General features: G+C 72.0%; 16 protein-coding genes and 1 pseudogene. 10 read left to right on the forward strand and 7 right to left on the reverse strand.

What is annotated here, in order from left to right; genetic code table 11:
- Positions 1-44 precede the first annotated feature (44 nt).
- Positions 45-1532, forward strand: a complete 1488-nt coding sequence (locus B0675_RS03595; RefSeq protein WP_081217271.1) for an amino acid permease — start codon at positions 45-47, stop codon at positions 1530-1532.
- 2439 nt (positions 1533-3971) lie between these two features.
- Here B0675_RS03595 and B0675_RS03600 read toward each other — a convergent pair.
- Positions 3972-4772, reverse strand: a pseudogene (locus tag B0675_RS03600) (serine/threonine-protein kinase); the annotation flags it as partial.
- 183 nt (positions 4773-4955) lie between these two features.
- Between B0675_RS03600 and B0675_RS03605 the strand changes: the two are divergent.
- Positions 4956-5675, forward strand: a complete 720-nt coding sequence (locus B0675_RS03605; RefSeq protein WP_081217272.1) for an LPXTG cell wall anchor domain-containing protein — start codon at positions 4956-4958, stop codon at positions 5673-5675.
- A gap of 173 nt (positions 5676-5848) precedes the next feature.
- Here B0675_RS03605 and B0675_RS03610 read toward each other — a convergent pair whose 3' ends face one another.
- Positions 5849-6433 (reverse strand): biotin transporter BioY, encoded by a 585-nt coding sequence (locus tag B0675_RS03610; RefSeq protein ID WP_081217273.1) that lies wholly within the window; start codon positions 6431-6433, stop codon positions 5849-5851.
- Positions 6434-6963: 530 nt separating this feature from the next.
- Here B0675_RS03610 and B0675_RS03615 point away from each other — a divergent pair.
- Both B0675_RS03615 and B0675_RS03620 read left to right on the forward strand, forming a co-directional pair.
- Entirely contained in the window at positions 6964-8373 is a 1410-nt protein-coding gene (locus tag B0675_RS03615; protein ID WP_081217274.1) for an amino acid permease, read from the forward strand.
- A 601-nt stretch (positions 8374-8974) separates the two neighbouring features.
- A complete protein-coding gene (locus B0675_RS03620) occupies positions 8975-9181 on the forward strand; it encodes a hypothetical protein (protein WP_081217275.1) in 207 nt (68 codons plus the stop codon).
- An 81-nt stretch (positions 9182-9262) separates the two neighbouring features.
- Here B0675_RS03620 and B0675_RS03625 read toward each other — a convergent pair whose 3' ends face one another.
- Entirely contained in the window at positions 9263-9931 is a 669-nt protein-coding gene (locus tag B0675_RS03625) for a DsbA family protein (RefSeq protein ID WP_081217276.1), read from the reverse strand.
- Between the two features lie 201 nt (positions 9932-10132).
- Here B0675_RS03625 and pepN point away from each other — a divergent pair, with 201 nt between their 5' ends.
- The 3 genes from pepN to B0675_RS03640 all read left to right on the forward strand — a co-directional run bounded on the left by pepN (position 10133) and on the right by B0675_RS03640 (position 14970).
- Positions 10133-12736, forward strand: coding sequence for an aminopeptidase N (gene pepN / locus B0675_RS03630; protein ID WP_081217277.1), 2604 nt, complete (start codon positions 10133-10135; stop codon positions 12734-12736).
- A gap of 347 nt (positions 12737-13083) precedes the next feature.
- Positions 13084-14136, forward strand: a complete 1053-nt coding sequence (locus tag B0675_RS03635) for a hypothetical protein (RefSeq protein ID WP_081217278.1) — start codon at positions 13084-13086, stop codon at positions 14134-14136.
- A gap of 267 nt (positions 14137-14403) precedes the next feature.
- Positions 14404-14970, forward strand: a complete 567-nt coding sequence (locus B0675_RS03640; RefSeq protein WP_081217279.1) for an isochorismatase family protein — start codon at positions 14404-14406, stop codon at positions 14968-14970.
- 22 nt (positions 14971-14992) lie between these two features.
- On the opposite strand, the gene B0675_RS03645 is transcribed toward B0675_RS03640, so the two are convergent.
- Positions 14993-16165: a serine hydrolase domain-containing protein gene (locus B0675_RS03645; RefSeq protein WP_081217280.1), complete on the reverse strand. Its 1173-nt coding sequence runs from the start codon at positions 16163-16165 to the stop codon at positions 14993-14995.
- Between the two features lie 90 nt (positions 16166-16255).
- Positions 16256-18040: a TIGR03767 family metallophosphoesterase gene (locus tag B0675_RS03650; protein WP_081217281.1), complete on the reverse strand. Its 1785-nt coding sequence runs from the start codon at positions 18038-18040 to the stop codon at positions 16256-16258.
- Between the two features lie 600 nt (positions 18041-18640).
- Between B0675_RS03650 and B0675_RS03655 the strand changes: the two genes are divergently transcribed.
- Complete coding sequence (locus B0675_RS03655) at positions 18641-21949, forward strand: S8 family serine peptidase (protein ID WP_081217282.1); 3309 nt, start codon at positions 18641-18643, stop codon at positions 21947-21949.
- A 188-nt stretch (positions 21950-22137) separates the two neighbouring features.
- On the opposite strand, the gene B0675_RS03660 is transcribed toward B0675_RS03655, so the two are convergent.
- Complete coding sequence (locus B0675_RS03660) at positions 22138-22929, reverse strand: hypothetical protein (protein ID WP_081217283.1); 792 nt, start codon at positions 22927-22929, stop codon at positions 22138-22140.
- Between the two features lies 1 nt (position 22930).
- Positions 22931-23458 carry a sigma-70 family RNA polymerase sigma factor gene (locus B0675_RS03665; RefSeq protein WP_107482556.1) on the reverse strand — a complete coding sequence of 176 codons (528 nt, stop codon included), beginning with the start codon at positions 23456-23458 and terminating at the stop codon, positions 22931-22933.
- A gap of 304 nt (positions 23459-23762) precedes the next feature.
- Between B0675_RS03665 and B0675_RS03670 the strand changes: the two genes are divergently transcribed.
- Positions 23763-24788: an aspartate-semialdehyde dehydrogenase gene (locus tag B0675_RS03670; protein ID WP_081217285.1), complete on the forward strand. Its 1026-nt coding sequence runs from the start codon at positions 23763-23765 to the stop codon at positions 24786-24788.
- Between the two features lie 374 nt (positions 24789-25162).
- Positions 25163-26626 carry a sigma-70 family RNA polymerase sigma factor gene (locus tag B0675_RS03675; protein ID WP_081217286.1) on the forward strand — a complete coding sequence of 488 codons (1464 nt, stop codon included), beginning with the start codon at positions 25163-25165 and terminating at the stop codon, positions 26624-26626.
- Positions 26627-26701: the final 75 nt, after the last annotated feature.

Raw genomic sequence — 26701 nt, forward strand, 5'->3', positions numbered from 1 at the left:
CCGTGTACGGGAATCTGCTCATCCGGCGCAAAGGAATCCCCCTCATGACCTCGCAGCCGACCCCCACGAAGGCCGCACAGGCCCCAGGAGGCCCCGGAGAACCCGGTGGCGGCCTCCAGGCCGGACTCAAGAACCGTCACCTGACGATGATCGCCATCGGCGGTGTCATCGGAGCCGGCCTGTTCGTCGGGTCCAGCACCGGCATCGCCACCACGGGCCCCGGCATCCTCCTCTCGTACGCGCTCGTCGGCACGCTCGTGGTGCTGGTGATGCGCATGCTCGGCGAGATGTCCGCCGCCAACCCGACCTCGGGTTCGTTCTCCGCGCACGCCGACCGCGCGCTCGGCCGCTGGGCCGGTTTCTCCATCGGCTGGCTGTACTGGTTCTTCTGGGTGGTGGTGCTGGCCGTGGAGGCCACCGCCGGCGCCACGATCCTCGAAGGATGGGTGCCCGCCGTACCGCAGTGGGGCTGGGCGCTCATCGTGATGATCGTCCTGACCGCGACGAACCTGGTCTCCGTGGGTTCGTACGGCGAGTTCGAGTTCTGGTTCGCCGGGATCAAGGTCGTGGCGATCGGCGCGTTCATCGTCGTGGGCGCCCTCGCGATCTTCGGCGTGCTGCCCGGCGTCCACGCCGACAAGGCGGGGGTGGGCAATCTGACCGAGCACGGCGGGTTCCTGCCGCACGGGCCCGGCGCGATCCTCACCGGTGTGCTGCTGGTCGTCTTCTCCTTCATGGGCAGCGAGATCGCGACGCTCGCGGCCGGCGAGTCCTCGGACCCCCAGCGGGCGGTGACCAAGTCGACGAACAGCATCATCTGGCGTATCGCCGTCTTCTACCTGGGCTCGATCCTCGTCGTCATCACCCTGGTGCCGTGGAACGACCCCTCGATCAAGGAGAAGGGCTCGTACGTCGCGGCCCTGGACTCCCTCGGCATCGCGCACGCCGGCGAGATCATGAACTTCATCGTGCTGACCTCGGTGCTGTCCTGTCTCAACTCCGGTCTCTACACGGCCTCCCGGATGGCGTTCTCGCTCGGTGAGCGCCGGGACGCGCCCAAGGCCTTCGCCCGGACCACGCGGCGCGGTGTGCCGATGACCGCCATCGTCGTCTCGGTCGTGTTCGGCTTCGTCGCCGTCTTCTTCAACTACAAGTTCCCGGACTCGGTCTTCCTCTTCCTGGTCAACTCCTCCGGTGCGGTGGCCCTGTTCGTGTGGCTGGTCATCTGCTTCTCGCAGCTGCGCATGCGGAAGATCATCCAGCGTGAGGCGCCGGAGAAGCTCGTCGTGAAGATGTGGCTCTACCCGTACCTGACGTGGGCGACCGCGGCTCTGATCGTCTTCGTCCTCGGCTACATGCTGACCGACACCGAGCACGACGGCCGTACGACCGTGCTGCTGTCGCTGCTCGTCGCGGCGATCGTGGTGGTCATCGCCGTCGTCAGGCAGAAGCTCGGCGCCGGATCGTCCTCGGCCGCGGAACCGCTCACGAGCGCTTCCCGTGACGAGGAGCAGGCCGAGGTCGGCGCCTGACCCGCCCTCCCGGCCTGAAGGGAGAGGGGCTCGCGGCACTGCGCCGCGGGCCCCTCTCCCTGTTCACAGCACGGTGAAGCTCTTCTTCACCTGGTTGTAGGTCGCGACGGCCCCGTCCTCGATGTCCCGGTGGTACCAGGTGTTGATCTGGTACGACTTCCCGTCGACGTCGAAGCCGAGCAGCCGGGCGTGCCAGCCCACCCCCTTTATCGTGAACGTGTACTCCCAGACGATCGCGGGCCGGCCCTGGAACGTCGTCTCCTCCAGCCGGATCTTCCGGTAGTCCTGGCCCTGCCGGGCGTTCTGCTCCGAGGTCTGCCAGGTGTCCATCAGGTTCCCCTTGGCGAGGGAGGACTTGGCCGCGAGTTCCTGGGCGCCGTCGGGCGAGGTGTAGTGCACCTCCGAGCCCGTCTGCAGGTCGCGGCGCCATCCCTTCGGCGTCACCCACGCGTATCCCCCGGCCTCCCGGTGCGCTCCCGGGGGCAGGCTCGGCGGGCGCGAGGTGCCCTCGACGGTGGGTGAAGCGGACGTGGGGTCTCCGTCGGCGGACGAGGCGGTGGCCGCGGACGAGGTTCCCGGCGACGCGGCGCTTCCGCCCTCGGGCGACCCGCCGCCCGACAGCGCGAGCACGGTCCCGGCGACCGCTCCGGCGACCACCAGACCGGCGGCCGCGACGACGACACGGCGCCTGCCGCCCCGCCCGCCGGACCCGGTGGCCGCCCCGGTGGTCTCCCCGCCTCCCGGCGGAGACCCGGCTTCCGGAGTCGACTGTGCGGCGGGGCCCGGGAGTTCACCCCGTGGCGGCAATACGGACACCGGTGCGGTGGGCAGGTGGGACGGGGTCTCCGAACGGGGTTCCCCGCGCGGTTCGGACGGCGCTTCGGTGGAGGCGTTGGCCGTCGCCGGCGGAACGGGGTCCCGGGTGAGGGCCCCGGCGCCGCTCGCCGGGACCCCCTCCGCGGAACGGGACCGCGAGTGCTTCCGGAAGTCGGGCGCACTCGTGCGGGTCGGCGTACGCGGGACCGGGACGGCGTCCTGTACGGAGGGGTCTTTTCCGGGGTCGGCGGGCGTCCCCTCGTCCGGCGGGAGATCCTCCGCGGGCGAGGAACCCTCCGCCGGTTGACCCGAGAACGGCTCCTCCGGGGGCGGGGTCGCTTCGGGCAGGTCCGCCGGGAGGCGCGTCGCCCGGATGCGCCGGGCGTCGAGCAGGGCGCGTGTGGGTGACGCTGCGGGCGCCGGGGACTTCGGGTCGGAGGCGGGCGCGGGTTCAGACGACGCGTCGGCCTCGGGACGTGCCGACGCGTCCGTGAGGTCCGAAGCGGGTTCGGACAACTTCCCGGCTCCAGAGGCGGGTTGACGCGGGGAGTGGCGCTCCCGGCCGGGTTCGCGCCCCGACGGGAGACGCGGCGAGGGGGCGGGCGCGGACTCCGAGGCCGGTTCGGGCGGGGTGACCGGCATGTCGCGCCGGTCCGTCACCGGCCGGTGCGCGGAGTGCGGTTCGAGTGGGGACGGGGTTGGAGGTGCGGACGGGGGTGTGGTGTCGGATTCGGCCCGGTGTCCTGGAGCGGAGTCGTGCGCCGGGGCCGACGCCGGTTCCGAGGGGACGGGATGTGCCGGCACGGGGACCGACGAGGCGGCGGGCGGGGAATCGGGCTCCCGCACGGGCGCCGCAGGAGTGCTCTCGGGAATCGGCTCGCTCGGGGAGACGACGGTGGGCGAGTACCCCGGGCCGGGTCCGTGGTCCGAGCCCGGAGTCGTCGCGAGGTCCTCAGCCCGGCCTGCGCCCGGCGTGGAAGCGGCCCCGGGGGCCTGCCCGGAACGCGGACCGGGGGTGGGGGCAGGGTCCGCTCCGTGACCGGGGCTCGGGGGCGTCGCGGCAGTCTGCCGTCCGTACCCTGCGCCCGGCGTGGAAGCGGCCCCGGGGGCCTGCCCGGAACGCGGAGGTGAGGCGGGTTTGGCGCCCGGTTCGGCCCCTGGGGCGGGCTGGACGGCGGGATTCCGTCCGTGTACGGCGCTCTGCGTCGGCGCGGACCCCGGAGCCCGGGCGGAACGCGGACCGGCGGGGCGGGCCGGTCCGGGTCCGCCGTCGGCACCCGCGGGTGTCGAGGACGTCGGACCGCCTTCGGGGGCCGGCGCGGTGGCGTCACCCGGTTCGTGGCCCCCGCCCGCAGTCGCCGGGCCGTGTGCCGGAACCGGAGGCGTCGGGTCCGTCGGCGCGGTCGCGGGGCGGTGGGGCGCCGGACCGTGGTCGGGCGCGGAAGCGTGGCCCGGTTGCCGCCCGGGGGGCGGGGAGCGGTCGGGTTCCCGCCCGGCGCCCGGGGTACGCCCGGGGTCTTCGGTCCGGGTGCGGCCGTACGCGGGGCCGAACTCGACGCCGTTGGTGAAGTCGTACTCCGGGCCCTCCGTCAACGGGCGGGTGGCCGCGGACCCGGGGGCCGGAGGCCGGGCGATCGCCTCCAGCGCCGCCTCCAGTTCCTCCAGACCGGGCCGGGTGTCCGGCTCCTTCTCCAGGAGGGCGGCGAGGATGTCCCGCAACACACCGGCGGCAGGCGGGAGAACCGGCTCCTCGTAGAGGACGGCGTGCAGGGTCGCGTAGGTGGTGGCGCGGGAGAACGGGGAACGGCCGCCGAGGGCCGCGCACAGGGTGGCGCCGAGGGACCACACGTCGGAGGGCGGCCCCTGCGGGCGGCCGGAGATCCGCTCGGGCGCCATGTAGTCGGGGGAACCGACGAGCATGCCCGCCATGGTGAGGGCCTCGGCGTCCTGCAGCGCGGCGATCCCGAAGTCGGTGAGGACGACGCGCCGCCGGCCGGCGCGCTCCACCAGCACGTTGCCCGGCTTGATGTCGCGGTGCAGCACTCCCCCGGCGTGCACCTGCCGCAGCGCGCCGACCAGTTCGAGACCGACACGGGCCGCCTCCCGCGGGTCCAGCGGACCGTCCTCCGCCACGACCCGTTCGAGCGAGCGGCCGGCGACGAGTTCCATGACGATCCACAGGCGCTCGCTCGCGTCCACCACGTCGTAGATGCGGACGACGCCCGGATGGTCGATCCGGGCCGTGGCCCGCGCCTCGCGCAGGGTGCGCTCCCGGCGGGTGCGGGTGTCCTCGGGATCGAGTCCGTCTATGCGCATTTCCTTGACCGCGACCTGCCGGTCGAGCATTTCGTCGGCGGCTCGCCACACCCGCCCCATTCCCCCCTGGCCAATACTCTCGACCAGTCGATAGCGCCCGGTCACCAATAATCCCGGAACACCGCCCTGTACGTTCGCCGACAATCCCCCCACCCCCTCAACATCAGCCACATTCGCCCGTCACAACGGAAACACAATGGTCACACTTCCGGCCGTACCAGCATAGTGCGGAGAAATCTTGTGGTACCTCTTCAAGTACTGCGAATTCAGGCGCAGCCAAGGGGGGCGAACATGCGTTCTCGTCACACGACGACCATTACGGGATCTCTGCTCGCGGCGTGTTTCTCGGCCGTGGTGATCCTTTCCCACACCGCCGTCGCGGACGACCAGGGACCGGGCAGCGGCAAGGGCGGCAAGGCCATGGACAAGGCGCCGGCGGGCGTGAAGGTGACCACGCTGCTGCCGTCGAAGATCTCGGTCGACAACAGTACGCAGAAGACGGCAATGACCGCCACGGTAAAGAACGAAGGGACAAAGGAAAGCGGCGACATCCGACTGCTGGTGGTCGGTTTCGACGGTTTGAAGGTCAAGAACGTGAAGGGCTGCACGGCGATGGGAGAAAAGGATCTCCCGGAGGGTTCGAACAGCGGTTTCGTGTGTTCCGTCGGCAATCTCGCGGTGGGCAAGTCGAAATCGTACGCCGTCGATGCCACGTTCGATCTGGGAAAGACCGGAAAGATCTGCCTTCCGGTCCAGACGGGCGACGGGAAGAAGACCTACTGGCAACAGGGACCGGTTCCGTTCGGGACGACGAACCCGTCGCCCGACGCGCCGGCCACCCCGCTGCTGCTGGGCACGGACAACAAGCCGGTGGCACCGGGCGGGGACTCGCTGCCGAAGACCGGTCCGGGGAGTTCGGTCCTGCCGTTCGGTGCGGCGGGCGCGGCCCTGATCTCGGCCGGGGCCGCGGGCATGTGGTGGGTCCGCCGCAGGCCACGCCAGGAGGCGTGACCCCGGGCGCGACCTCGGGTGAGAACGCGGAAGAGGCCCGCCGGGCGGGGTGGGACACCCCCGGCGGGCCTCTTCCGCTGGACGTCACGTCCTCCGGGACGTGATGTCCGGCTCGACGCGCTTCACTTCTCGTCGAGCGTCACTTCCGGTCCAGCGCTACTTCTCGTCGAGCGTCACTTCTTGTCGATGAGCTTCCATGCCGTCGGCAGCAGGCCCATGGCCAGTGCGGCCTTGAGGGCGTCGCCGATCAGGAACGGCGTGAGGCCCGCCGCGACGGCCGCGCTCGCCGACATGCCGGTGGCCAGGGCCAGGTAGGGCACGCCGATCGCGTAGACGATCGCCTCGCCGATGAGCATCGTGCCCGCCATGCGCAGGACCGAGCGGTCGGCACCGCGGCGGGCCAGGGACCCGACGACCGTCGACGCGAGCAGCATGCCGAGGACGTAGCCGAAGGACGGCGCCGCGGCACCCGAGCCGCCGCCCGCGAACCACGGGACACCGGCCATGCCGACCAGCGCGTACACCGCGAGGGACAGGAAGCCGCGGCGCGCGCCGAGTGCCGTGCCGACGAGCAGCGCGGCGAAGGTCTGGCCGGTCACCGGCACCGGGGACCCCGGGACGGGCAGCGAGATCTGGGCGGCGAGTCCGGTGAGCGCGGCACCGCCGACCACGAGGGCGACGTCGCGGACGCGGGAGGCCGGCAGGAGGTCGGCGAGGACCTCGCCGGGTCGGGAGGACGTGGCGGCAACGGTGCTCATGGGGACTCCGGCGAAGGGGATGCCCCACGGACTCCTGGGGAGTTCGGGGGGAGGGCAGGTCGGGACACGGTGACGCTATCCCAGGGGCGTACCGGTGATCACCGTCAGCGCTCGACAAAGGGCGGAGCGCGAGCTTGGTGGGCTCCTCACAAAGAACGGCCCGTACACCCGCGCGAAGGTGATGCTGGTCACTGCGGTGACGTGGTCCGTGCCCCGCTCCGGCGCCGAGCGCGACTGTGGGGACTCACCAAAGGGGTCGCCCTGATCCTGACGCGAGGTGTGCGGCGCTCACGTCACCGCGACCGGCCGGCCACCCCGCGGCCCGACCACCTCCGGCCCCGCCTTCGCCCTCGCCCCGACCCCGCCTTGACCATCGCCCCGACCCCGACCCCGAAGTGAACGGAGCCTCACGCTCCGTACGGATCGCGTCCGCATGCTGGGCGGCCTTGCCCTCCCGGTGGTGCGGCTGCCCAGACTGTGGGCGTTTTTGCCGCTCGCACGCCCTCGCACGTAAGGGACCCCCCGCTCTCATGTCCCGCACCACCCTCGACACCTCGCCCGGCGACACCCCACCCGGCTCCGCCGGCGCCGAAGCGCCCCTGTCCCAAGGCCTGAAGCAGCGCCACCTCTCGATGATCGCCCTCGGCGGCGTCATCGGCGCCGGACTGTTCGTCGGCTCCGGTGCCGGCATCGCCGCCGCCGGTCCGTCCATCGTCATCGCGTACGCCGTATCGGGCCTGCTCGTCATGCTGGTGATGCGGATGCTCGGCGAGATGTCGGCCGCGTATCCGTCATCCGGATCCTTTTCGGCGCACGCCGAGCGGGCGATCGGGCCCTGGGCCGGCTTCACGGCCGGCTGGGCCTTCTGGGTGCTGCTGTGCACGGCGGTCGGTCTGGAGGGCATCGGCGCCGCGAAGATCGTCACCGGCTGGCTGCCCGGAACGCCCGAGTGGGCGTGGGTGGCGCTGTTCATGGTCGTCTTCTGCGTGGCCAACCTCGCCGCCGTGAAGAACTTCGGCGAGTTCGAGTTCTGGTTCGCGGCCCTCAAGGTCGGCGCCATCGCACTGTTCCTCGTGCTCGGCGTCCTGGCCATCACGGGTGTGCTGCCCGGCACGGACGCGCCGGGCACCGCGAACCTCACGGGTGACGGGGGCTTCCTGCCCAACGGCGGCGAGGGGCTCGTGATCGGACTGCTCGCCTCGGTGTTCGCGTACGGCGGTCTGGAGACCGTGACGATCGCGGCGGCCGAGTCGCAGGACCCGGTCAAGGGTGTGGCGAGCGCGGTCCGCACCGCGATGTGGCGCATCGCGCTCTTCTACGTCGGCTCGATGGCGGTCATCGTCACCCTCGTGCCGTGGGACTCCGAGGCGGTCGTCACCAGCGGCCCGTACGTGGCCACCCTCGAACACCTCGGCATCCCGGGCGCCGGACAGCTGATGAACGTGGTCATCCTCGTGGCCCTGCTGTCGGCGATGAACGCGAACATCTACGGTTCCTCGCGCATCGCCTACTCCCTGGTCGAGCGCGGGCAGGGCCCGAAGGCCCTCGGCCGCGTCTCGTCGGGGGTGCCGCGGGTCGCCGTGCTCGTCTCCTGCGTCTTCGGTTTCGCCTGTGTCGTCCTCAGCTACTGGCGTCCGGACGACGTCTTCCCCTGGCTGCTGAACATGATCGGCGCGGTGATCCTGGTCGTCTGGATGTTCATCGCGGTCTCCCAACTGCGGCTGCGCCGGCGTCTGGACCGTGAGGCGCCGCAGAAGCTGGTCGTCCGCATGTGGGCGTTCCCCGCGCTGACCTGGATCGCGCTGGCCGGCATGGTCGCCGTCTTCGTCCTGATGGCCCGGGAGCCGGACACCCGCGTGCAGCTCTACTCCACGGGTGGCATGACGCTGTTCCTGGCGGCGGTCGGCTACGCCCGCCAGCGGATCCGCGCCCGCGCCTGACCTGCCCGGCCGCCCCGCCCGAGGGGCCCTCACGCGAAAACGACATCGCGCGGGGGCCCTTTCGCGTACCCGGGCGCGGTTAACGGCGCTCGCACGATCCGGTTGCGTGCCCGGACACACACACCGCGCCTATTGCTGCTAGCGTGCAGTTGCGATCCATTCGCAATAAAGCGGGGAGGTGCGGGGCCGCGTACCCGTCCGTACGCGCCCCCGGACGCCTGGATCGTGCAGCGTCCTGCTCGTGATCGTCTTCTCACCCTTCACGGAGCGGGCGGAAGAAAGGGAGCCCCCGCGAGGACATGACTCGCGGGGGCTCTCCCCCGCCGGGGATCCCCGGGTACGCCGGTCCGGACGACGAACCCGCCCTCAGGACACGCACGGCAAAACCGGGTCCTCGTGGGAGCGGGGCCGCGCGACGGGGGCAGGACGCGCGCTGCGCAGGGGGCGCTCGGAGTGAAAGGGCGTCGCGGCGGGCCGGAATTTGGGACCGTGGGCCGACCCAGGGAGCGCATACGCTCGCGGGGCCGCCGTCCGGCGCCCGGACGCCTCGGCCCTCGTGCCCGCGCTCTCCCCCGGACCGGTTCCACACGGAGGTGTCGCCGTGGACGTGCGCTGCCCGAACTGCGGAGGACCGCTGCAGCGGTTCCGCAAGCTCACCAAGGACGAGGAGGCGCATGTGCGCCGGATCCTGGAGGTGGACGACCCGGCCGCCTATCACCGCTGCACGAGGAAGGGCTGCCGCCGGTTCCAGCGGTGGATCAACTGGCGCGACGGGGGCGACTTCCCGGAGGCCCAGGCCGCCACCTGACACGCGACCGGGGCCCGGCGTGTGCCGGGCCCCGGGGAGCAGCGGACCGGCCGGCGCGGAGCGCCGGGCCGGGGAGGCGGACTACAGGTTGCTGAAGTCCGGACCGGCGGAACGGGAGCGCTTGAGTTCGTAGAAGCCGGGCACCGAGGCGACCAGGAGCGTGCCGTCCCACAGCTTCGCGGCCTCCTCGCCCTTGGGCGCGGGGGTGACGACGGGACCGAAGAAGGCGATCTGCTCGCCGTCGGCACCGGGCACGGCGATGACCGGGGTGCCGACGTCCTGGCCGACCTTCTCGATGCCCTCCTTGTGGGAGGCGCGCAGCTCGGCGTCGAACTCGAAGTCGTCCTGGTCGGCGTAGTCGATCAGGTCCGCGGGGAGTCCGACCTCGTCGAGAGCGGCCGCGATGGCCTCCCTCGTCGGGCCCGCGCCCTCGTTGTGGATGCGGGTGCCGAGCGCGGTGTACAGCGGGCCGAGGATGTCGTCGCCGTGCTTCTGCCAGGCGGCGGTGACGACCCTGATCGGCTGCCAGGCCTTGGTGGAGAGCAGCTCGCGGTACTCCTCGGGAAGCTCGTCCAGCTTGGGCTCGTTCAGGACGGCGAGGCTCATGATGTGCCAGCGGACCTCGATGTCGCGGACCTTCTCCACTTCGAGCACCCACCGCGAGGTCATCCAGGCCCAGGGGCACAGCGGGTCGAACCAGAAGTCGACGGGGGTCTTGCCGGAACTGGGCTGAGCGGTCTGCTCGGACATGGCTCTCCTCGGAACGCGGTCTTTGCGGGTACAACGCGCGAGGTCGTCCGCGCCATTCCCGCACGGCGTCCCCGTTCCGCTCCTCCCGGCCGCCCACGCCGCCCCGCGGGCGTCCTCGGCACCGTGCTGTCCGGTGACAGGGGCACATGGCAGGATCGGTCCTGTTCACACATGTCTATGACGCCATGAGGGAGTGCAGCCGTGCCCGGTGAGAACCTGTCCCGCGACGAGGCCCAGGAGCGGGCGGCACTGCTGTCCGTCGACAGCTACGACGTCTTCCTCGACCTGCGCTCGGCCGTCGGCGAGACGGAGCCCGGCGACGGCGACGGCGCTCCCCGCACCTTCCGCTCGGTCACCACGCTCCGTTTCCGCTGCGCCGAGCCGGGCGCCGCGAGTTTCGCGGATCTGATCGCGCCGAGCGTCACGGCCGTGTCGCTCAACGGCCGCGACCTCGACCCGGGCGAGGTCTTCGACGGGGTGCGGCTCCGGCTGGAGGACCTCGCCGCGGAGAACGAACTCGTGGTGGACGCCCAGTGCGCCTACTCCCGTACCGGCGAGGGCATGCACCGCTTCGTCGACCCCGAGGACGGCGAGGTCTACCTGTACACGCAGTACGAGCCGGCGGACTCGCGGCGCGTGTTCGCCAACTTCGAGCAGCCGGACCTCAAGGCCCCGTTCCGTTTCTCGGTCCGGGCCCCGGAGGGCTGGACGGCCTGGAGCAACGGCGCGGGTGAACTCGCGGACGGTGTCTGGCGGTTCGCCGAGACCAAGCCGATCTCGACGTACATCACTGCGGTCGTCGCGGGCCCGTACCACTACGTGACGGACTCCTACACGCGCACCTTCGACGACGGTACGACGCTGGAGATCCCGCTCGGCGCGATGTGCCGCAAGGGGCTCGCCCCGCACTTCGACGCCGACGACGTGTTCCTGGTGACCAAGCAGGGGCTGGACTTCTTCCACGACCACTTCGACTACCCGTACCCCTTCGGGAAGTACGACCAGGCGTTCGTGCCCGAGTACAACCTCGGGGCGATGGAGAACCCGGGCCTGGTCACCTTCCGCGAGGAGTACATCTTCCGCGGCAACGTGACGCAGGCGTCGTACGAGGCCCGGGCGAACGTCATCCTGCACGAGATGGCGCACATGTGGTTCGGCGACCTCGTGACCATGGTGTGGTGGGACGACCTGTGGCTGAAGGAGTCCTTCGCCGACTTCATGGGCACGTTCGCCAACGTGGGCGCGACCCGCTTCACCGACGCCTGGATCACCTTCGCCAACCGCCGCAAGGCCTGGGCCTACCGGGCCGACCAGCTGCCCTCCACGCACCCGATCACCGCGGACATCCGCGACCTCCAGGACGCCAAGCTCAACTTCGACGGCATCACCTACGCCAAGGGCGCCTCCGTCCTCAAGCAGCTCGTGGCGTACGTCGGACAGGACGCCTTCCTGGAGGGCGCGCGCCGCTACTTCAAGCGGAACGCGTACGGCAACACGCGCCTCGGCGACCTGCTGTCCGTCCTGGAGGAGACCAGTGGACGGGACATGGCCGTCTGGGCCCGCTCCTGGCTGCAGACGGCGGGCGTCAACTCCCTGACTCCGCAGGTGGTGCTGAGTTCCGAGGGGCGCGTCACCGAGCTGGCGGTGCTCCAGGAGGCCGCGGAGTCCCACCCCGAACTGCGCCCGCACCGGGTGGCCGTGGGCCTCTACCGGCGTGAGTCGCTGCGCGAGGGCGGCGACGGCGCGCTCGTCCGGTACGCGCGGGCCGAGGTGGACGTCGACGGTCCGCGGACGGTCGTCGCGGACCTCGCCGGCGAGCAGGCCCCGGACCTGGTCCTCGTCAACGACGACGACCTCACGTACTGCAAGATCCGCTTCGACGAGGGTTCGCTGGCCGCGCTGCGGGACGGCCTCGGCGAGATGACCGACCCGCTCGCGCGGGCCCTGTGCTGGTCGGCGCTGTGGAACCTCACGCGTGACGCGCTGATGCCGGCGCGGGACTTCATCGGTCTGGTGCTGCGTTTCGCCGGCCGCGAGTCCGACATCGGCGTCCTCCAGACGCTGCACGGCTGGGCGGACTCCGCGCTCGTCCACTACGTGGCGCCCGGCTGGCGCGCCGAGGGCGCGCGGTCGCTGGCCGAGGGCGCGCTCAAGGAGCTGCGGCTCACCGAGCCGGGCAGCCAGCACCAGCTGGCATGGGCCCGCTTCTTCGCCCACGTCGCGTCGGGCGAGGCCGATCTCCAGCTGCTCCAGGGGCTGTTGGAGGGCACGGCGAAGATCGACGGGCTGGAGGTCGACCAGGAGCTGCGCTGGGCGTTCCTGGAGCCGCTGGCCGCGCACGGCGTGGCCGACGAGTCGGTGATCGGCGCCGAACTCGCCCGCGACGACACGGCGTCCGGCAAGCGGCACCAGGTCCGCTGTCTGGCGGCCCGCCCCTCCGCGGCGGTCAAGGCGCAGGCCTGGGCGGCCGTCGTGGAGTCGGACGCGCTGTCCAACGCCCTGGTCGAGGCGACCATCGCCGGCTTCGCCCAGCCGTCCGGCCGGGAGCTGCTCGCGCCCTACACCGCCCGGTACTTCGCCGCGATCGACCGGGTCTGGGAGGAGCGGTCGATCCAGATCGGCATGGACGTGGTCAGGGGACTGTTCCCCGGACTCCAGGACTCCCCGGAGACCCTGGAGGCGACGGACGCGTGGCTCGCCGCGCACGAGGACGCGGCGCCCGCGCTGCGCCGGCTCGTGCTGGAGTCCCGCGACGACCTGGCACGGGCGCTGCGCGGTCAGGCCTGCGACAGCGCCGCGGGCTGAACACCCGCACGACGCACTCCGCTTCGAGGGCACCGGCGCCGCGCGCGTCCGGTGCCCTCGCCGCGTTCGCACCGTGCCTCCCGCGGTGTTCCCGCGGCGCACCGGCGGTGGACTCGGCGGCACGTCGCACCCCGGCCCGTCGGCCGCTGTCCTCTCCGGTGACTTCATCCGACGGGACCACTGGTTACGAAATACAGGTATTCAGAGCCGTAACCCCTATTAGTCCCCGTCCGGACCAGCGCCTTTCGGCACTCGAACGCCCGTACTTTAGTACGTGCTTGTCCGGATTTGTCGACGAGCGTGTAACAGCGGTTAGAGGGCGGCTTCCGGGCGGGAAACCCCGGATCATGAACCACAACACCCCGCTCTCCCCCCGCCCCCTCCGTCACCTGTCCCACGTGCAGCGCCGGGTCCTGACCACGACTCAGCTGCGCAGCCACGGCGTCACCGCCGCCGAGACGAACGAGCAGTGCCGGGCGGGCGGAGCCTGGCAGCAGATCCTTCCGGGTGTGGTCCTGCTCCACCCCGGCCCGCCCACCGCCGAGGAGCGGCTGCAGGCCGCGCTGCTGTACACCGCCCGCTCCCCCGCCCCCCACCGGGTGGCCTCCATCCCGGTCCAGCCGGGCGCCGAGGAGCCGCACGCCCCGCAGCGCTTCGCGGACGTGCTGGTCACGGGCCTGGCGGCGCTGGCCCTGCACGGGTTCACCACGGCGCCGCCGCTGCTCTCCCTCGACACCATCGATGTGCTGGTGCCCCGGCTGCGCCGCCTGCGCTCGACGGGCTGCGTCCGTATCGTGCGGACGCCCTCCCTTCCCGCGCCCGCGTTCGTGACCGGCGTCCCGGTCGCCCCGGTGCCCCGCGCGCTGGCCGACGCGGTCGCGGAACTCTCCGACGCCGACGTCGTACGCCGGCTGCTGACGGAAGCGGTGCGCGGAGGGCACTGTGAACCGGCTTCCGTGGTGCGGGAGTTGACTGCGGCCCGGCTGCTGGGCCGGCCGCACGTGGTGGACGCGGTGGACTCGCTGCTCGCGGAGGGCCGGGCGATCGCGGAGGACCGCCTGTACCGGATGGTCCGCGAGCACGGCCTGCCCGACCCGGTGTGGAACGTGGACCTGCGGCTGCCCGGCGGCCCGCACATCGGCGGCCTCGACGCGTACTGGCCCGAGCAGGCGGTGGCGGTGGAGCTGGACACCCGCGCCCCGCGGCAGGACGAGGACGCGCTCTGGTCGGAGTACGCCCGCAAGCGTGAGGTGCTGGAGCGGCTCGGGATCACCGTCGTCCACATCACGCCGAAGAAGCTCCGCGAGGCGATGGAGCAGCAGGCCGCGGTCGTCCGTACCGCGCTGATGGCGTCGGACGACCGCGATCCCGCGGCACATGTCGTGGTGCTGCCCCGGTAGTGACGGACCGGGGTGGTGGCAGGAGGGGAGGGAAGGGGCTCGCGCGACGGCGCGGGCCCCTTCCCGTGCACCCTCCCCTGCTCTCCCCTTCCCGGCCGGGAAGGGGAGGACGCCCCGGAGCCCCGGGGAGGTACCGGGCCCCGGGAGGCAGGTGAGGTCCTTGTTCGGAGGGGCGTTGTCGGTGGGCCGTTCTACTGTGGAGGGGACAGGAGATCCATGGCCCGACGTGCCTGCCGCGACGAGCAGGACGCCCGAGGGGAGAGCCCGATGACGACCCTGCCCGGTCGCCCGAACACCGCACTGCTGGTGGTCGACATGCAGCACGGCGCGGTGGACGCCGCCCACAATCGCGCCGAGGTGATCGAGAACATCAACGTCCTGGCCGCCAAGGCCCGCGCCGAAGCGGTGCCGGTGATCTGGGTGCAGCACTCGGACGACGGGATGAAGGTCGGCAGCGAAGCCTGGGCCTACGTGCCGGAGCTGGTCCGCGAGGACACCGAGCCCCTCGTCCACAAGAACTACGGCGACTCGTTCGAGGCCACCGACCTGGAGGACGTGCTCGCCCAGCGAGGGGTCGGCCACCTGGTCGTCACCGGGGCCCAGACGGACGTCTGCGTCCGCTCCACCCTGCACGGCGCGTTCACCCGCGGGTACGACGTCACCCTGGTCGGCGACGCCCACACCACGGAGGACCTCACCGCGTACGGCGCGCCCGCCCCCGCCCAGGTCGTCGCGCACACGAACCTGTACTGGCGGGAACAGGACGCGCCGGGCCGGCACGCGGCCACGGTCGACACCGCGAAGGTGAGCTTCACGGCGCCGGCCGCGGACTAGAGCGGAAGGCGGCGGGCGGCGGCTAGGAGATCCGGTCCGCCCGGACCGGCTCCGGCCGCTTCCCGCAGAACTCCGCCTCGATCACGGCGTCGCTGTCCCCCGACCAGTCGCCGTTGAAGTTGAAGGCGAGGGCGTGCCGGCCGTCCGCCGTGGTGACGGCCGACGACGTCGAGCCGTGGATGCCGCCGTCGTGGCCCCACACGTGGACGCCGCAGCTCAGTTCACGGTCGATGAGGCCGAGGCCGTAGCGCGCGTTCGGGATCTCGTCGACCCGGACGGTCGTCTTCATCTCGGCGAGCTGCTTGCGCGGCAGCAGCCTGCCGCGCAGGAGGGCCGTGTAGAAGCGGTTCAGGTCGGTGTTGTCGGAGATCATCCCGCCCGCCGAGGCGGCGAGGGTCGGGTTGAGGGTGGTGACGTCGTACGTCGGTCCCGTCGTGGTCCTGGCCAGCTTGGAGTAGGCCCTGCTGCTCGGTCGCGGGAGTGTCACCGTGGTGCCGGGGACCGACGTGCCGCGCAGTTCGAGCGGTTCGACGATGCGGTGGCGGATCTCCGTGGCGTACGAGTGCCCGGTGACCTCACGGATCACCATTCCGGCGAGGATGTAGTTCGTGTTGGAGTAGCTCCAGGAGGCGCCCGGCGCGAAGCCGGGTTCGTGGGCCATGGCGATCGCGACGAGGTGCTCCGGTGTCGCGGTGTCGTAGCGGTGCCGGAGGAAGCCGTCCTTGGCGAAGTAGGTGCGCACGAAGTCGTCGTCGGTCGTGTAGTCGAAGATCCCGCTCGTGTGGTTCAGGAGCCGGCGCAGCGTGATCTTCCGTCCGTCGTTGCCGTTGCCCCGCACCACGCCGGGCAACCAGTGGTCCACCGTGTCGTCCAGCGACAGCCGCCCCTCCGCCTCCAGTTGGAGCAGCACGGTGGAGACGAACGTCTTGGTGATGCTGCCGACGCGGTAGCGGTCGGCGGTGGAGCGCGGAGCGCCGGTGCTCAGGTCGCCGGTGCCCGCCGTCGCGGACCAGGTGCCGTGCCGGCCGGAGGCCGTCGCCGTCACGCCCGGCACGCCGTCGCGCACGGCCGCTTCCATGGCCTGCCGGGTCGGCGCGTGGCCCGCTCCCGCGGCGGGCGCCGCGACCGCGGTGCCCGCCAGTGCCGTGGCGATCGCCACGGCCGTGACTCCCACAAGTCCCGTACGTACCCTCATGTCTTCCCCCGTCTCACGGTCGAACGTGTCGGGGGAACGGACCCGGGTCCGCGGCGCGGGGTTGCCCGGTCCGCGCGCGTTGAGCGGTTTTCAGCCCTTCTTCAGAATCAGTTCCGTGTTGCGGTCGCGCGAGGTTCCGGCGAGGTCGGTGCGGGCGCCGGGCGTGTTGAAGGACAGCTCGCGGTAGAGCGCGGCCAGGCCCGTCTGGCTGAGGTCGGAGAAGTCCGTGGCGTGCGGTGCGGCGGACTCGACGAGGGTGGTGAACAGGGAGAGCGTGCCGTCCTTGTTGTCGACCAGCTCGATGACGCGGGCGAGTTGGGGGAAGTCGACGTGCGAGGCGGTGGAGATCTCCCAGAAGGAGCGGTTGCCGGGGGCCGCGTGCGGGGTGATGTCGTTCTTGTGGGAGTGACCGTTCACCCAGGCCAGCACGTTGCTGAAGCGCGCGAGGAGGGCGACGACCTCGTCCCCGCCGTGCCGCTTCTCCGCCGGGTGGGCCGGGTCGGCGTTCAGGTTGCGCATCGTCTTGCTGGTGTGGTGGCTGAAGACGATGACGTAGGCGTCCTTGTTGTCGCCCAACGTCTTCTCCAGCCAGCGCAGTTGCGCCGTGCCCAGGGACCCCTCGTAGTGGCCGCCCGGGTCGGTGGTGTCGAGGCTGACACCGATGACGTCCTCGGCGATGCGGAACGTGTAGTACTGGGTGCCCGCGGAGAGGTTCGCGGAGGAGTAGCCGTGGCCGATCGGGCCGGGCCCGGTGTGGGCCGGGTCGAGGTGCGCCTTGAGGTACTCGGCGGGCGTGAACGGGGCCCGGTTCTCGTCCGGGGTGACCGAGCGCATCTGACTGGTGTGCGCCTTGAGCAGGGCGTGCACCTCGGCGCCCTTCGGGCTGGAACCCTTCTTCATGCTCTTGGCGAGTCTGTCGCACTCCGCCGCGCCCAGGGACATCAGCTTCTTGCCGCCGACGGCGAACTCGGTGAGGTACGAGTCGCCCCGGGTGCCGTAGCAGCCCAGCGGAAGGGCGTCGTGGTTGCCGACGGTGGAGTACCAGGGCAGGCTCAGGCCCGGACTGCGCAGCTCACGGATGGCGGCCTCCAGGAAACCCTGGATGCGCGGGAACCCGACCTGCTTGTCGGCGTCGCGCAGGGCCGCGTCCGGCTGCCAGTAGGTCTTCAGCCCGCTGGCCTGTACCCCCTCGTAGTGCCGCGGGTCGCCGCTGTTCGGGCTGATGCGGCCGCCGCTCATGACCTTCAGGAACCAGTCCAGTTCCGTCTTGGAGTTGTTGTCCGTGTTGTCGCCGGTGGTCATCACGAAGTGCAGCGGGGAGCCGGTGACGGGGGCTCCCCGCAGGGAGTTGACCCGCTCCACGAGGGACACGCCTCCGGCGACGGTCAGGGTCTCCTGGGGGCGCCAGAAGCTCTTGTTCTGGGCGCGCAGGTACTCCAGGCGCAGCGGGTGCTGGGCGTCGGTCAGGTGCAGGTCGGTGAGCTGCACGAAGGAGGCGAGCGCGGTGCGGCGGTCGGCGCGGCCCTGCTTGCCCGCGGCCAGTTCGTCGCGGACGACGCGCTGCCAGCCGGCGCCGTCGCCGAGCCTCCGGTATCCGGAGGTGCCCGAACGCGGGACGGCGACGCCGCGCAGTGTGGTGCCGCGGGTGTAGGGGACCAGCTCGGGCGGGGCGAGCGGAGTGACCGCCGCCGACCGGGCCTCGGACTGGGCGACCGAGTCGGCGACGGTCTCCCGGCCGGGGGTCGCGGCGTGCGCCGGGGCCTCCGGGCGCAGGGCGAGGCCGACGCCTGCCGAGAGCGACAGGGCTCCGGTGGCGGCCAGCAGGGTGCGGCGGTTGAGAGCGGGTACGGCGGCGACAGAGCGTGTGCGCGACATGGCGCGGTCTCCCCGAGTGCGAACGCGTCGGCTGTGGTCGCGGGGCGCCAGGAACGAACACCCCGCTCACCATGGATCGTTGGCAGCGGGGGTGACCTGCGCGTTAACTCGGCAGCAACGCCCGGCGCCGATCACCGTACGTGGATCTTGGCCCACCCTGCGCGTCCATGGAGCCCTGTCCGAACGGCCCGGGCCCGGTCACTCCGTGTTCACCTTCCTGGGTAGGGGGGCTCCATTCCCCTTGTGCGGCCCGGCCGTTGGCCCGGGCGCGAGGGGTGCTCCGGGCCCACCCGGCGGACAGATCGCTGTCACAGCGCGAAAGCGTGCCGCCACGGCCCGCGCACGGAAAGGCGCCGAATCGACAGAGCCGGACACCGGGATCATCCGCAATATCCTCCGATAACGGGCGATCACCGGCATGGCGTGTGGCGGAAGTACGCCATGTGTCCATCCCGCCACGGTCAACTCTCCCCAAACAACTGCCCCTTAGGCAAAGCTGAGCGGTCATCCGGGTCCACATACCGGACTGACGCGACCGGCCCGTATCGACCGTCGGAACCGGCCGCTCCACGCTCGTTCCTTTACCTACAAGGGATGCAGATGATCTCCGACCCTCAACGCGCCCCGATATCGGGCGCGAGACGCGTGGCCCGCATTGCCGTGGCCGCGGGCCTGGTGGCCGCGCTCTCCGCGGCCGGCCCGATACCCATGGCCTTCTCCGCGGACCCGGGTGCGCCCACCGCCGACCCCGGCGCCAAGTCAGCAGCCGCCAAGCTCGGTTCGAGCGACGCCGACCTCCTCACCGAGGCCAAGGCGAACGGCGACAAGAACGTCACGATGATGATCGCCACGGCCCCCGGTCGGACCGAGCAGGTCGCCGAGCAGCTGGACGCGGTCAAGGGCGGCTCGGTGGGCCGTACCTACGACAAGCTCGGCTACGTCCGGGCGACCGTCCCGACGGGCCGGGCGGACGCGGCCATCGCCGCCGCCGCGAAACTGTCCTCGGTGCACGGGATCGACCTGCGCCAGGAGATCGCGCTGGACGACCCGACGCCGAGCGCCGACACCGCGAAGCACGGCAGCAACACCTCGACGGCCACCACGTACCGGGCCCCCGGCAAGAACACGCCGGCGGAGAACCCGTACAACCCGTCCTTCGAGACGGGTGCCGTCGACTTCGTGAAGGACCACCCGAAGGCGGACGGCCGCGGGGTCACCATCGGCATCCTGGACTCGGGCGTCGACCTCGGCCACCCGGCGCTCCAGAAGACCACCACCGGCGAGCGCAAGATCGTCGACTGGGTGACCTCGACGGACCCGATCCTCGACAGCGACGCGACCTGGCGTCCGATGATCACCCCCGTGGCCGGGCCCACCTTCACGTACAGCGGCCGCACGTGGACGGCGCCCGCGGGATCGTACGAGATCAGCACCTTCCGCGAGTCGTCGACGGCCGGCGGTGACGCCAAGGGCGACGCGAACCGCGACGGCGACACGACCGACGTGTGGGGCGTGCTCTACGACCCGGCGGCGGGCACGGTCACCGTCGACCTGGACAACAACGGCAACTTCACCGACGACAAGCCGATGAAGCCGTACAAGGACGGCTTCCAGATCGGTTACTTCGGTACCGACAACCCGGCTACGGACGTCGTCGAGCGCCAGCCCTTCGTCGTGGAGATCCGCAAGGACGTCCCGATGGACCCGTACGGCGGCGACTGGGTCGGCCAGAAGCGCGACTTCGTCAACATCGGCGTCATCGAGTCCGAGCACGGCACCCACGTCGCGGGCATCACCTCCGCGAACGGCCTGTTCGGCGGGAGGATGAACGGCGCGGCCCCCGGCGCGAAGATCGTCTCCTCGCGCGCCTGCACCTGGACCGGCGGCTGCACCAACGTCGCGCTCACCGAGGGCATGATCGACCTCGTCGCCAACCGTGGCGTCGACATCGTGAACATGTCCATCGGCGGACTGCCGGCGCTCAACGACGGCAACAACGCGCGCAGCGAGCTCTACACGCGCCTCATCGACACCTACGGCGTCCAGCTGGTCATCTCCGCGGGCAACTCCGGCCCCGGCGCGAACACCATCGGCGACCCCGGCCTGGCCGACAAGGTCATCTCGGTGGGCGCGACCATCTCCAAGGACACCTGGGCCTCCAACTACGGCTCGCAGGTGGAGAAGAAGTACGCGATGCTGCCCTTCTCCTCGCGCGGCCCGCGTGAGGACGGCGGCTTCACGCCGACGCTGAGCGCGCCCGGCGCCTCCATCAACTCCACCCAGACCTGGCTGCCCGGCTCCCCGGTCGCCGAGGCGGGCTACACCCTGCCGGCCGGCTACTCGATGCTGCAGGGCACCTCGATGGCGTCCCCGCAGGCCGCGGGCGCCTCCGCCCTGCTGATCAGCGCCGCGAAGCAGAAGGGCCTCGACCTCACCCCGGCCACCCTGCGCACCGCGCTGACGTCGACCGCCGACCACATCAAGGGCGTCCAGGCGTACGAGGAGGGTGCGGGGCTCATCAACATCCCCGACGCCTGGGACTCGATCCGTGACGGCGCCACCGCCCACGACTACGCCGTGAAGGCGCCGGTCGACACCGCGATCGACTACGCGCTGAAGACGCCGGGCTTCGGCACCGGCCTCTACGACCGCGAGGGCGGCCTCAAGGCCGGCGAGCGCAGGACGTACGACATCACCGTGACGCGTACGTCCGGTGAGAACCGGGCGATCCGGCACGAGCTGCACTTCGAGAACAACGCCGAGAACACCTTCCGCATCGTCGGCTCGGACGAGGTCAGGCTCCCGCTGAACCAGCCGGTGACCGTCAAGGTGCAGGCCGCCCCGCGGTCGGCCGGTCTCAAGAGCGCGATCCTGGAGGTCGACGACCCGCGCACCGAGGGCGTCGACAAGCAGATCCTGTCGACCGTCATCGTCTCCGCGCCGGTCAAGTACACGTACAAGGCGTCCGGTTCGGTGCAGCGCAACAGCACCACGTCCTACTTCGTCACGGTCCCCGAGGGCGCCTCCGCACTGGAGGTCGCGATCGGCGGGCTGAAGGACAAGAGCCAGACCCGGTTCATCTCGATCCACCCGTACGGCGTTCCGGTGGAGGACACCGGCACCCCGTACTGCTACAACAACTACCTCGACGGCAACGGCTGCAAGCCCGACGTGCGTTCCTACGCGGACCCGCAGGCCGGCGTCTGGGAGATCGAGGTCGAGGCGCGCCGCACCTCGCCGCTGCTCGACAACCCGTACAAGCTCGACGTCGCCGTGCTCGGCGCGGCGTTCGACCCGGCGGTCGTGACCGTCCCCGAGGCCAAGGTGGGCGTCCCGTCCACCGCCTCCTGGAAGGTGACGAACAACTTCGCCGCGATCGACGGCAAGCTCAAGGGCGGCCCGCTCGGCTCCTCGAAGAGCACCCGGCCGACCATCGCCGACGGCGCGACGCAGACCACCACGGTCGAGGTCCCCGCGGGCGCCGCGTCGCTCGACGTGTCCATCGGCAACGTCTCGGACACCGCCGCCGACCTGGACCTGACGGTGTACGACGCCGCCGGGACGGTCGTCGGGCAGTCCGCGGACGGTGACTCGGAGGAGGCCGTCTCCATCGCCTCCCCCGCCGCCGGCACGTACACCGTCGAGGTCGCGGGCTACTCGGTTCCGTCGGGCTCGACCGCGTACGACTACCTGGACGTGTTCTTCTCCAGCGCGCTCGGCACGGTCACGGTCGACGACTCCACCCCGGTCAAGCTGGCGACCGGCGCCTCGGCCACGGTGTCCGGTTCGGTCACCGCCGCCGCGGCCGCGCCCGAGGGACGCGAGTTCTTCGGTCAGGTCCAGCTGGTGAACGCGCACGGCACCGTCGCGGGTACCGGCAGCGTGAAGATCGAGAAGGTCACGCCGTGACGGCGTAGGCCTCGGGCCGCGTGAGCGGTACGGGCACGGGGCGGGCGTCCGGAAACGGGCGCCCGCCCTTCGTGTGCGCCACGACCCCGGCGCGCGGCCCGCGCCGTCCGTCGGCGTCGCCCGCCCGGGCCACCCGCCACCGTCGGCGGACCGGGCCACCCGTCACCGTGGGCGGGCCCGGCCGCCCCTCACTCCCCGCACTTCATGCCGCGGGACTCGGGCAGTGCCTTGACGATCCAGGAGCGCTCCCGGGCGATGGCCTCGTCCCCCGTGGTCCAGATGTCGGGGCCCGCCGCGCCGCGCGGGATGCCGACCAGCACCTCGTCGCCCTTGTGCAGCCGGGGGAAGACGTCCTTCTCCATCAGGAAGGTGATCTCCTTCTCGCCCTTGGCCGGCTTGTAGTAGTGGTAGACGTCGAGGGTGATCCGGTCCTGGCCGGTGCCGGGTTCCTGGCTCACGCGGGCGACCGTGCCCTCGGCCACGAGCCGGGAGCAGGCGAGGTAGCCCGGCGCACTGAGCAGACTCCCGCCGGTGTCGGCCCTCTTGGAGTCGGCGGATGCCGTGTCGTTCGCTCCGGCCCCGCCCTGCGCGACCAGCCAGCCCATGCCGACGACCAGGGAGGCCACCGCGGCCGCCGCGAGGGCGCCGACGGCGAACGCGCCACGCCGTCGGGAGCGGCCCGGGGCACTCCCCGGACGTCCCTGTCCCGGCCTCCCGGTGACCGTGGGCGTCTTGGCACCCGCCGGTTTCCCGGCCTTCCCGGCCTTCCGGGACGTCTTGGCGGCGTCGGCGGTCCCGGTGCTGTTCCCCGGGTCCGCCAGGGCGTCCCCGATGACGATCAGCTGCTCCCGGAGCATGTCCACGTCCTCGCGGGCCGCACGGTGCTCGGCCATGAACACGACGTCGTCGCGGGCACCCTGGGGCAGTGACGCGTCCGTGATCGCGGCCAGCAGCGCGTCGACCCCTTCGTACTCGGCCACGTCACACCACCTCGTCCTCGTGCAGGCGGGCGCGCAGCGCGCGGACCGCCGTGTGCAGCCTGCTCTTGACCGTGCCCTCGGGTATGCCGAGTTCGTCGGCGATCCCGCGCACGGGCAGATCGGCGTAGAACCTCAGGACGACGACCTGGCGCTGGGCGTCGGGCAGTTCGTCCAGTCCCTGTGCGACGGCCAGCGCGAGCACGCTGGACTCCTCGTCGGAGGGCTGCTCCATCTGCCGCAGGGAGGCGAGGCGTTCACCGATCCGCTCCTGCCGGCGCTTCGCCCGGTGCCAGTCCATCGCCAGGTTCGAGGCGACGACCGCCGCCCAGGCGGACACGTCGCGCGGCGCCTCGTCCCCCTTGGCCGCGCGCTCCAGCAGCCGCAGCCGTACCTGCTGCACCCCGTCCGGCAGATCCGCCTGGGGCACCCCGCCGAGCGCGAGCACGGCCCGCACCCGGCGTTCCTGCGCCGCGTCCAGGGGGTCGTCCGCCCCCGGTGCGCGGCGTGGCTTTCTGCGCAGCACAGCCACCCTCCCCTCCCGCGTTTCCCCTAGGACGCCGGTGCGGGCCGAAACGTTCGGCCGGCTTCGAGTCGTACGTCACACCGGACCGGAAACCATGACGGGGCCCACACCGTACGGCTTGCGGTTCCCCTTCGTCGCGGGGCGATTTCTTCGTACCCGGACGTCGGACCGCCGCAGGATCGGGCTCCCGGAGCCCCCTGGAGGCGTCCCGATCCTCGGGCGGCACGGCGAAAGGATTGGACACGCGGGGCCGGGTCAGACGCATGATGGAAGCGCTGGACCACGTGAAACGCACGCAAAGGGAGTCGCCGTGAGGGTCGGAATCGTCGGAGCCACCGGTCAGGTCGGCACAGTCATGCGCAGGATCCTCGTCGAGCGGGACTTCCCGGTCGACGAGCTGCGCCTGTTCGCCTCGGCCCGCTCGGCCGGGACGGTCGTCGACGGTGTCACGGTGGAGGACGCTTCCACGGCGGACTACTCCGGCCTGGACATCGTGCTCTTCTCCGCCGGCGGCACGACCTCGAAGGCGCTGGCCGAGAAGGTCGCCGCGCAGGGTGCCGTCGTGATCGACAACTCCTCCGCCTGGCGCAGGGACCCCGAGGTCCCCCTCGTCGTCTCCGAGGTGAACCCGCACGCGATCGCCGACCGCCCCAAGGGCATCATCGCCAACCCGAACTGCACGACGATGGCCGCGATGCCGGTCCTGAAGCCGCTGCACGAGGAGGCGGGCCTGGAGGCGCTCGTCGTCGCCACCTACCAGGCGGTGTCCGGCTCGGGCGTCGCGGGCGTGGCCGAGCTGCACGGCCAGGCCCTCAAGGTCGTCGCCGAGGCCGACAGGCTGACCCACGACGGCGAGGCGGTCGACTTCCCCGAGCCGCAGGTCTACAAGCGGCCGATCGCGTTCAACGTGCTCCCGCTCGCCGGCTCCGTCGTCGACGACGGCCTGAACGAGACCGACGAGGAGCAGAAGCTCCGCAACGAGTCCCGCAAGATCCTGGAGATCCCCGCCCTGAAGGTCTCCGGCACCTGCGTGCGTGTCCCGGTCTTCTCCGGCCACTCCCTCCAGGTGAACGCCCGCTTCGCGCGGCCCCTCTCCGCCGAGCGCGCCACCGAGCTGCTCGCGGGCGCCCCGGGCGTCGTCCTCTCCGACATCCCGACGCCCCTCCAGGCCGCCGGCAAGGACGCGTCGTTCGTCGGCCGCATCCGCCAGGACGAGACCGCCGAGCACGGCCTCGCGCTGTTCGTCTCCAACGACAACCTCCGCAAGGGCGCCGCGCTGAACGCGGTCCAGATCGCGGAGCTGGTCGCGGCCGAGCTGAAGGACCGCCGGAGCTGACGTTCCGGGCGACCGGACGGGTCGGGAGGGGCGGGGTGCGGGCCGGCACCCCGCCCCTCCCGCGTCCCCGGCCGGCGCAGGGCGTTCCAGCGTCCCCGGCCTGCGCAGAGCGCTCCCGCCTCCCCGGCCGGCGCAGAGCGCTCCCGCGTCCCCGGCCGGCGCAGGGCGTTCCAGCGTCCCCGGCCGGCGCAGGGCGCTCCCGTGTCGCACGGGCAGGGGTCGCGCAGGGCGGCTGCCCGGCTCCGCACGGACCGCGGCCCGTGATCCGCGGGGCGCGCGGATGCCGGTCGGTCACGGCGCTTCCCCGGTGCGCGGGGCCTTCGAGCCGATAGCGTCACGTCGTCCCCGCGTGACGAAAGAGCCCGGAGGTCCCCGTGGTCGCCGACACCGTGTGCCCCAGTTGTGGGAAGCCCCTGCCCGGGCGGGCCGGACGAACGGGGCGTTCCTCCGTGTACTGCTCGGCGGCCTGCCGGCAGAAGGCGTACCGGGACCGCCGGGCGGCACCCGCCGACACCGTGCGCGGCCTGATCGCCGCGATCGGCCGGCAGGTCGAGGACCTGGTGCCGCAGCCTCCGTCGGTCTTCTACTCCGGTGTGAACGACCTGGCCTCCTCCGTCGGACAGCTGCGCCGCATCGCCCGGGTGGCCCGCGACTCGGCCAAGGACGGTTCCGTCACGCCCGCCGCCGTGACGGAACCGGCGGTCCCTCCCCCGCCCTCGTCGCCCGCCTCCCCGGGAGATCCCGGCGGCCCCGGCTCGCCGGATTCCGTCACGCACGACCGCGTGACGCACGACCACGCGACGCCGGACTCCGGCCCGCGGGAGGCCCTGGCGCACGACTCCGGTGCGGAGTCCGTCCTCGACGAGAGCGACTTCGCCGTGCTCGTCGAGCCGTACCGCCGCGAGCTGCGGGTGCACTGCTACCGCATGTCGGGGTCCTACGACGACGCGGAGGACCTCGTGCAGGAGACGTTCCTGCGCGCGTGGCGGGCCCGTGAGGGCTACGCCGGGAAGGCGAGCGTACGGACCTGGCTGTACCGGATCGCCACCAACGCCTGTCTGGACCTCCAGCGGCGCACGGCCCGGCGCCCGCAGCGCTACGAGCCGCTGCCCGGCATGAACCACGGCAGCGCCGAGCCCCCGGCCCGTGTCACCTGGTTGCAGCCGTACCCCGACGAGGACCTGCCCTCGGCGGAGGAGCAGCCGGACGCGCTCGCCGTCTCCAGGGAGACCCTGGAGCTGGTGTTCCTGGCCGCCATCCAGCATCTGCCGGCCCGCCAGCGCGCCGTACTGGTCCTGCGGGACGTCCTCGGGCTGTCCGCCGCCGAGACGGCCGAGGCCCTGGAGATGACGGTGGCCTCGGTCAACAGCGCGCTGCAGCGCGCGCGGCCCACGCTGCGCGACCGGCTGCCCCGGCGCCGCACCGAGTGGACCGCGGAGACAGACGCCCGCGAGCGGGAGGTTCTGCGGCGCTACATGGCCGCCGCCGAGAGCCTCGACCTCACGCTGTTCACCGGCCTGCTCAGCGAGGACATCGCGCTCACCATGCCGCCGAACCCGTTCTGGTTCGTGGGGCGGGAGGCGATCACCGAGTTCCTGCGGATCAGCCTGGACCCCGCCTCCCCGATGTTCCTCGGGCACTGGCGCCACCTGCCCGCGCGGGCCAACGGGCAGCTCGCGGCCGGGGGTTACGTACGGCGCCCGGGTACGACGGTCTACCGCGCCCAGGTCCTGGACGTCCTGCGCATCGAGGGCGACCGCATCGTGGAGATCACCTCGTTCGAGCCGCACCTCTTCCCCGCGTTCGGGCTGCCGCTGCGGCTCCCGGCGGACCGATGAGCGGCCGGCGGGCGGCCCGGCGGGCGATTTCGGCGACCCGCCCGCCGAGCCGTCCGCGCCGTGCGCCGGACGCCG

This window comes from Streptomyces sp. M41(2017) (assembly GCF_002078175.1).
Lineage (GTDB): Bacteria > Actinomycetota > Actinomycetes > Streptomycetales > Streptomycetaceae > Streptomyces.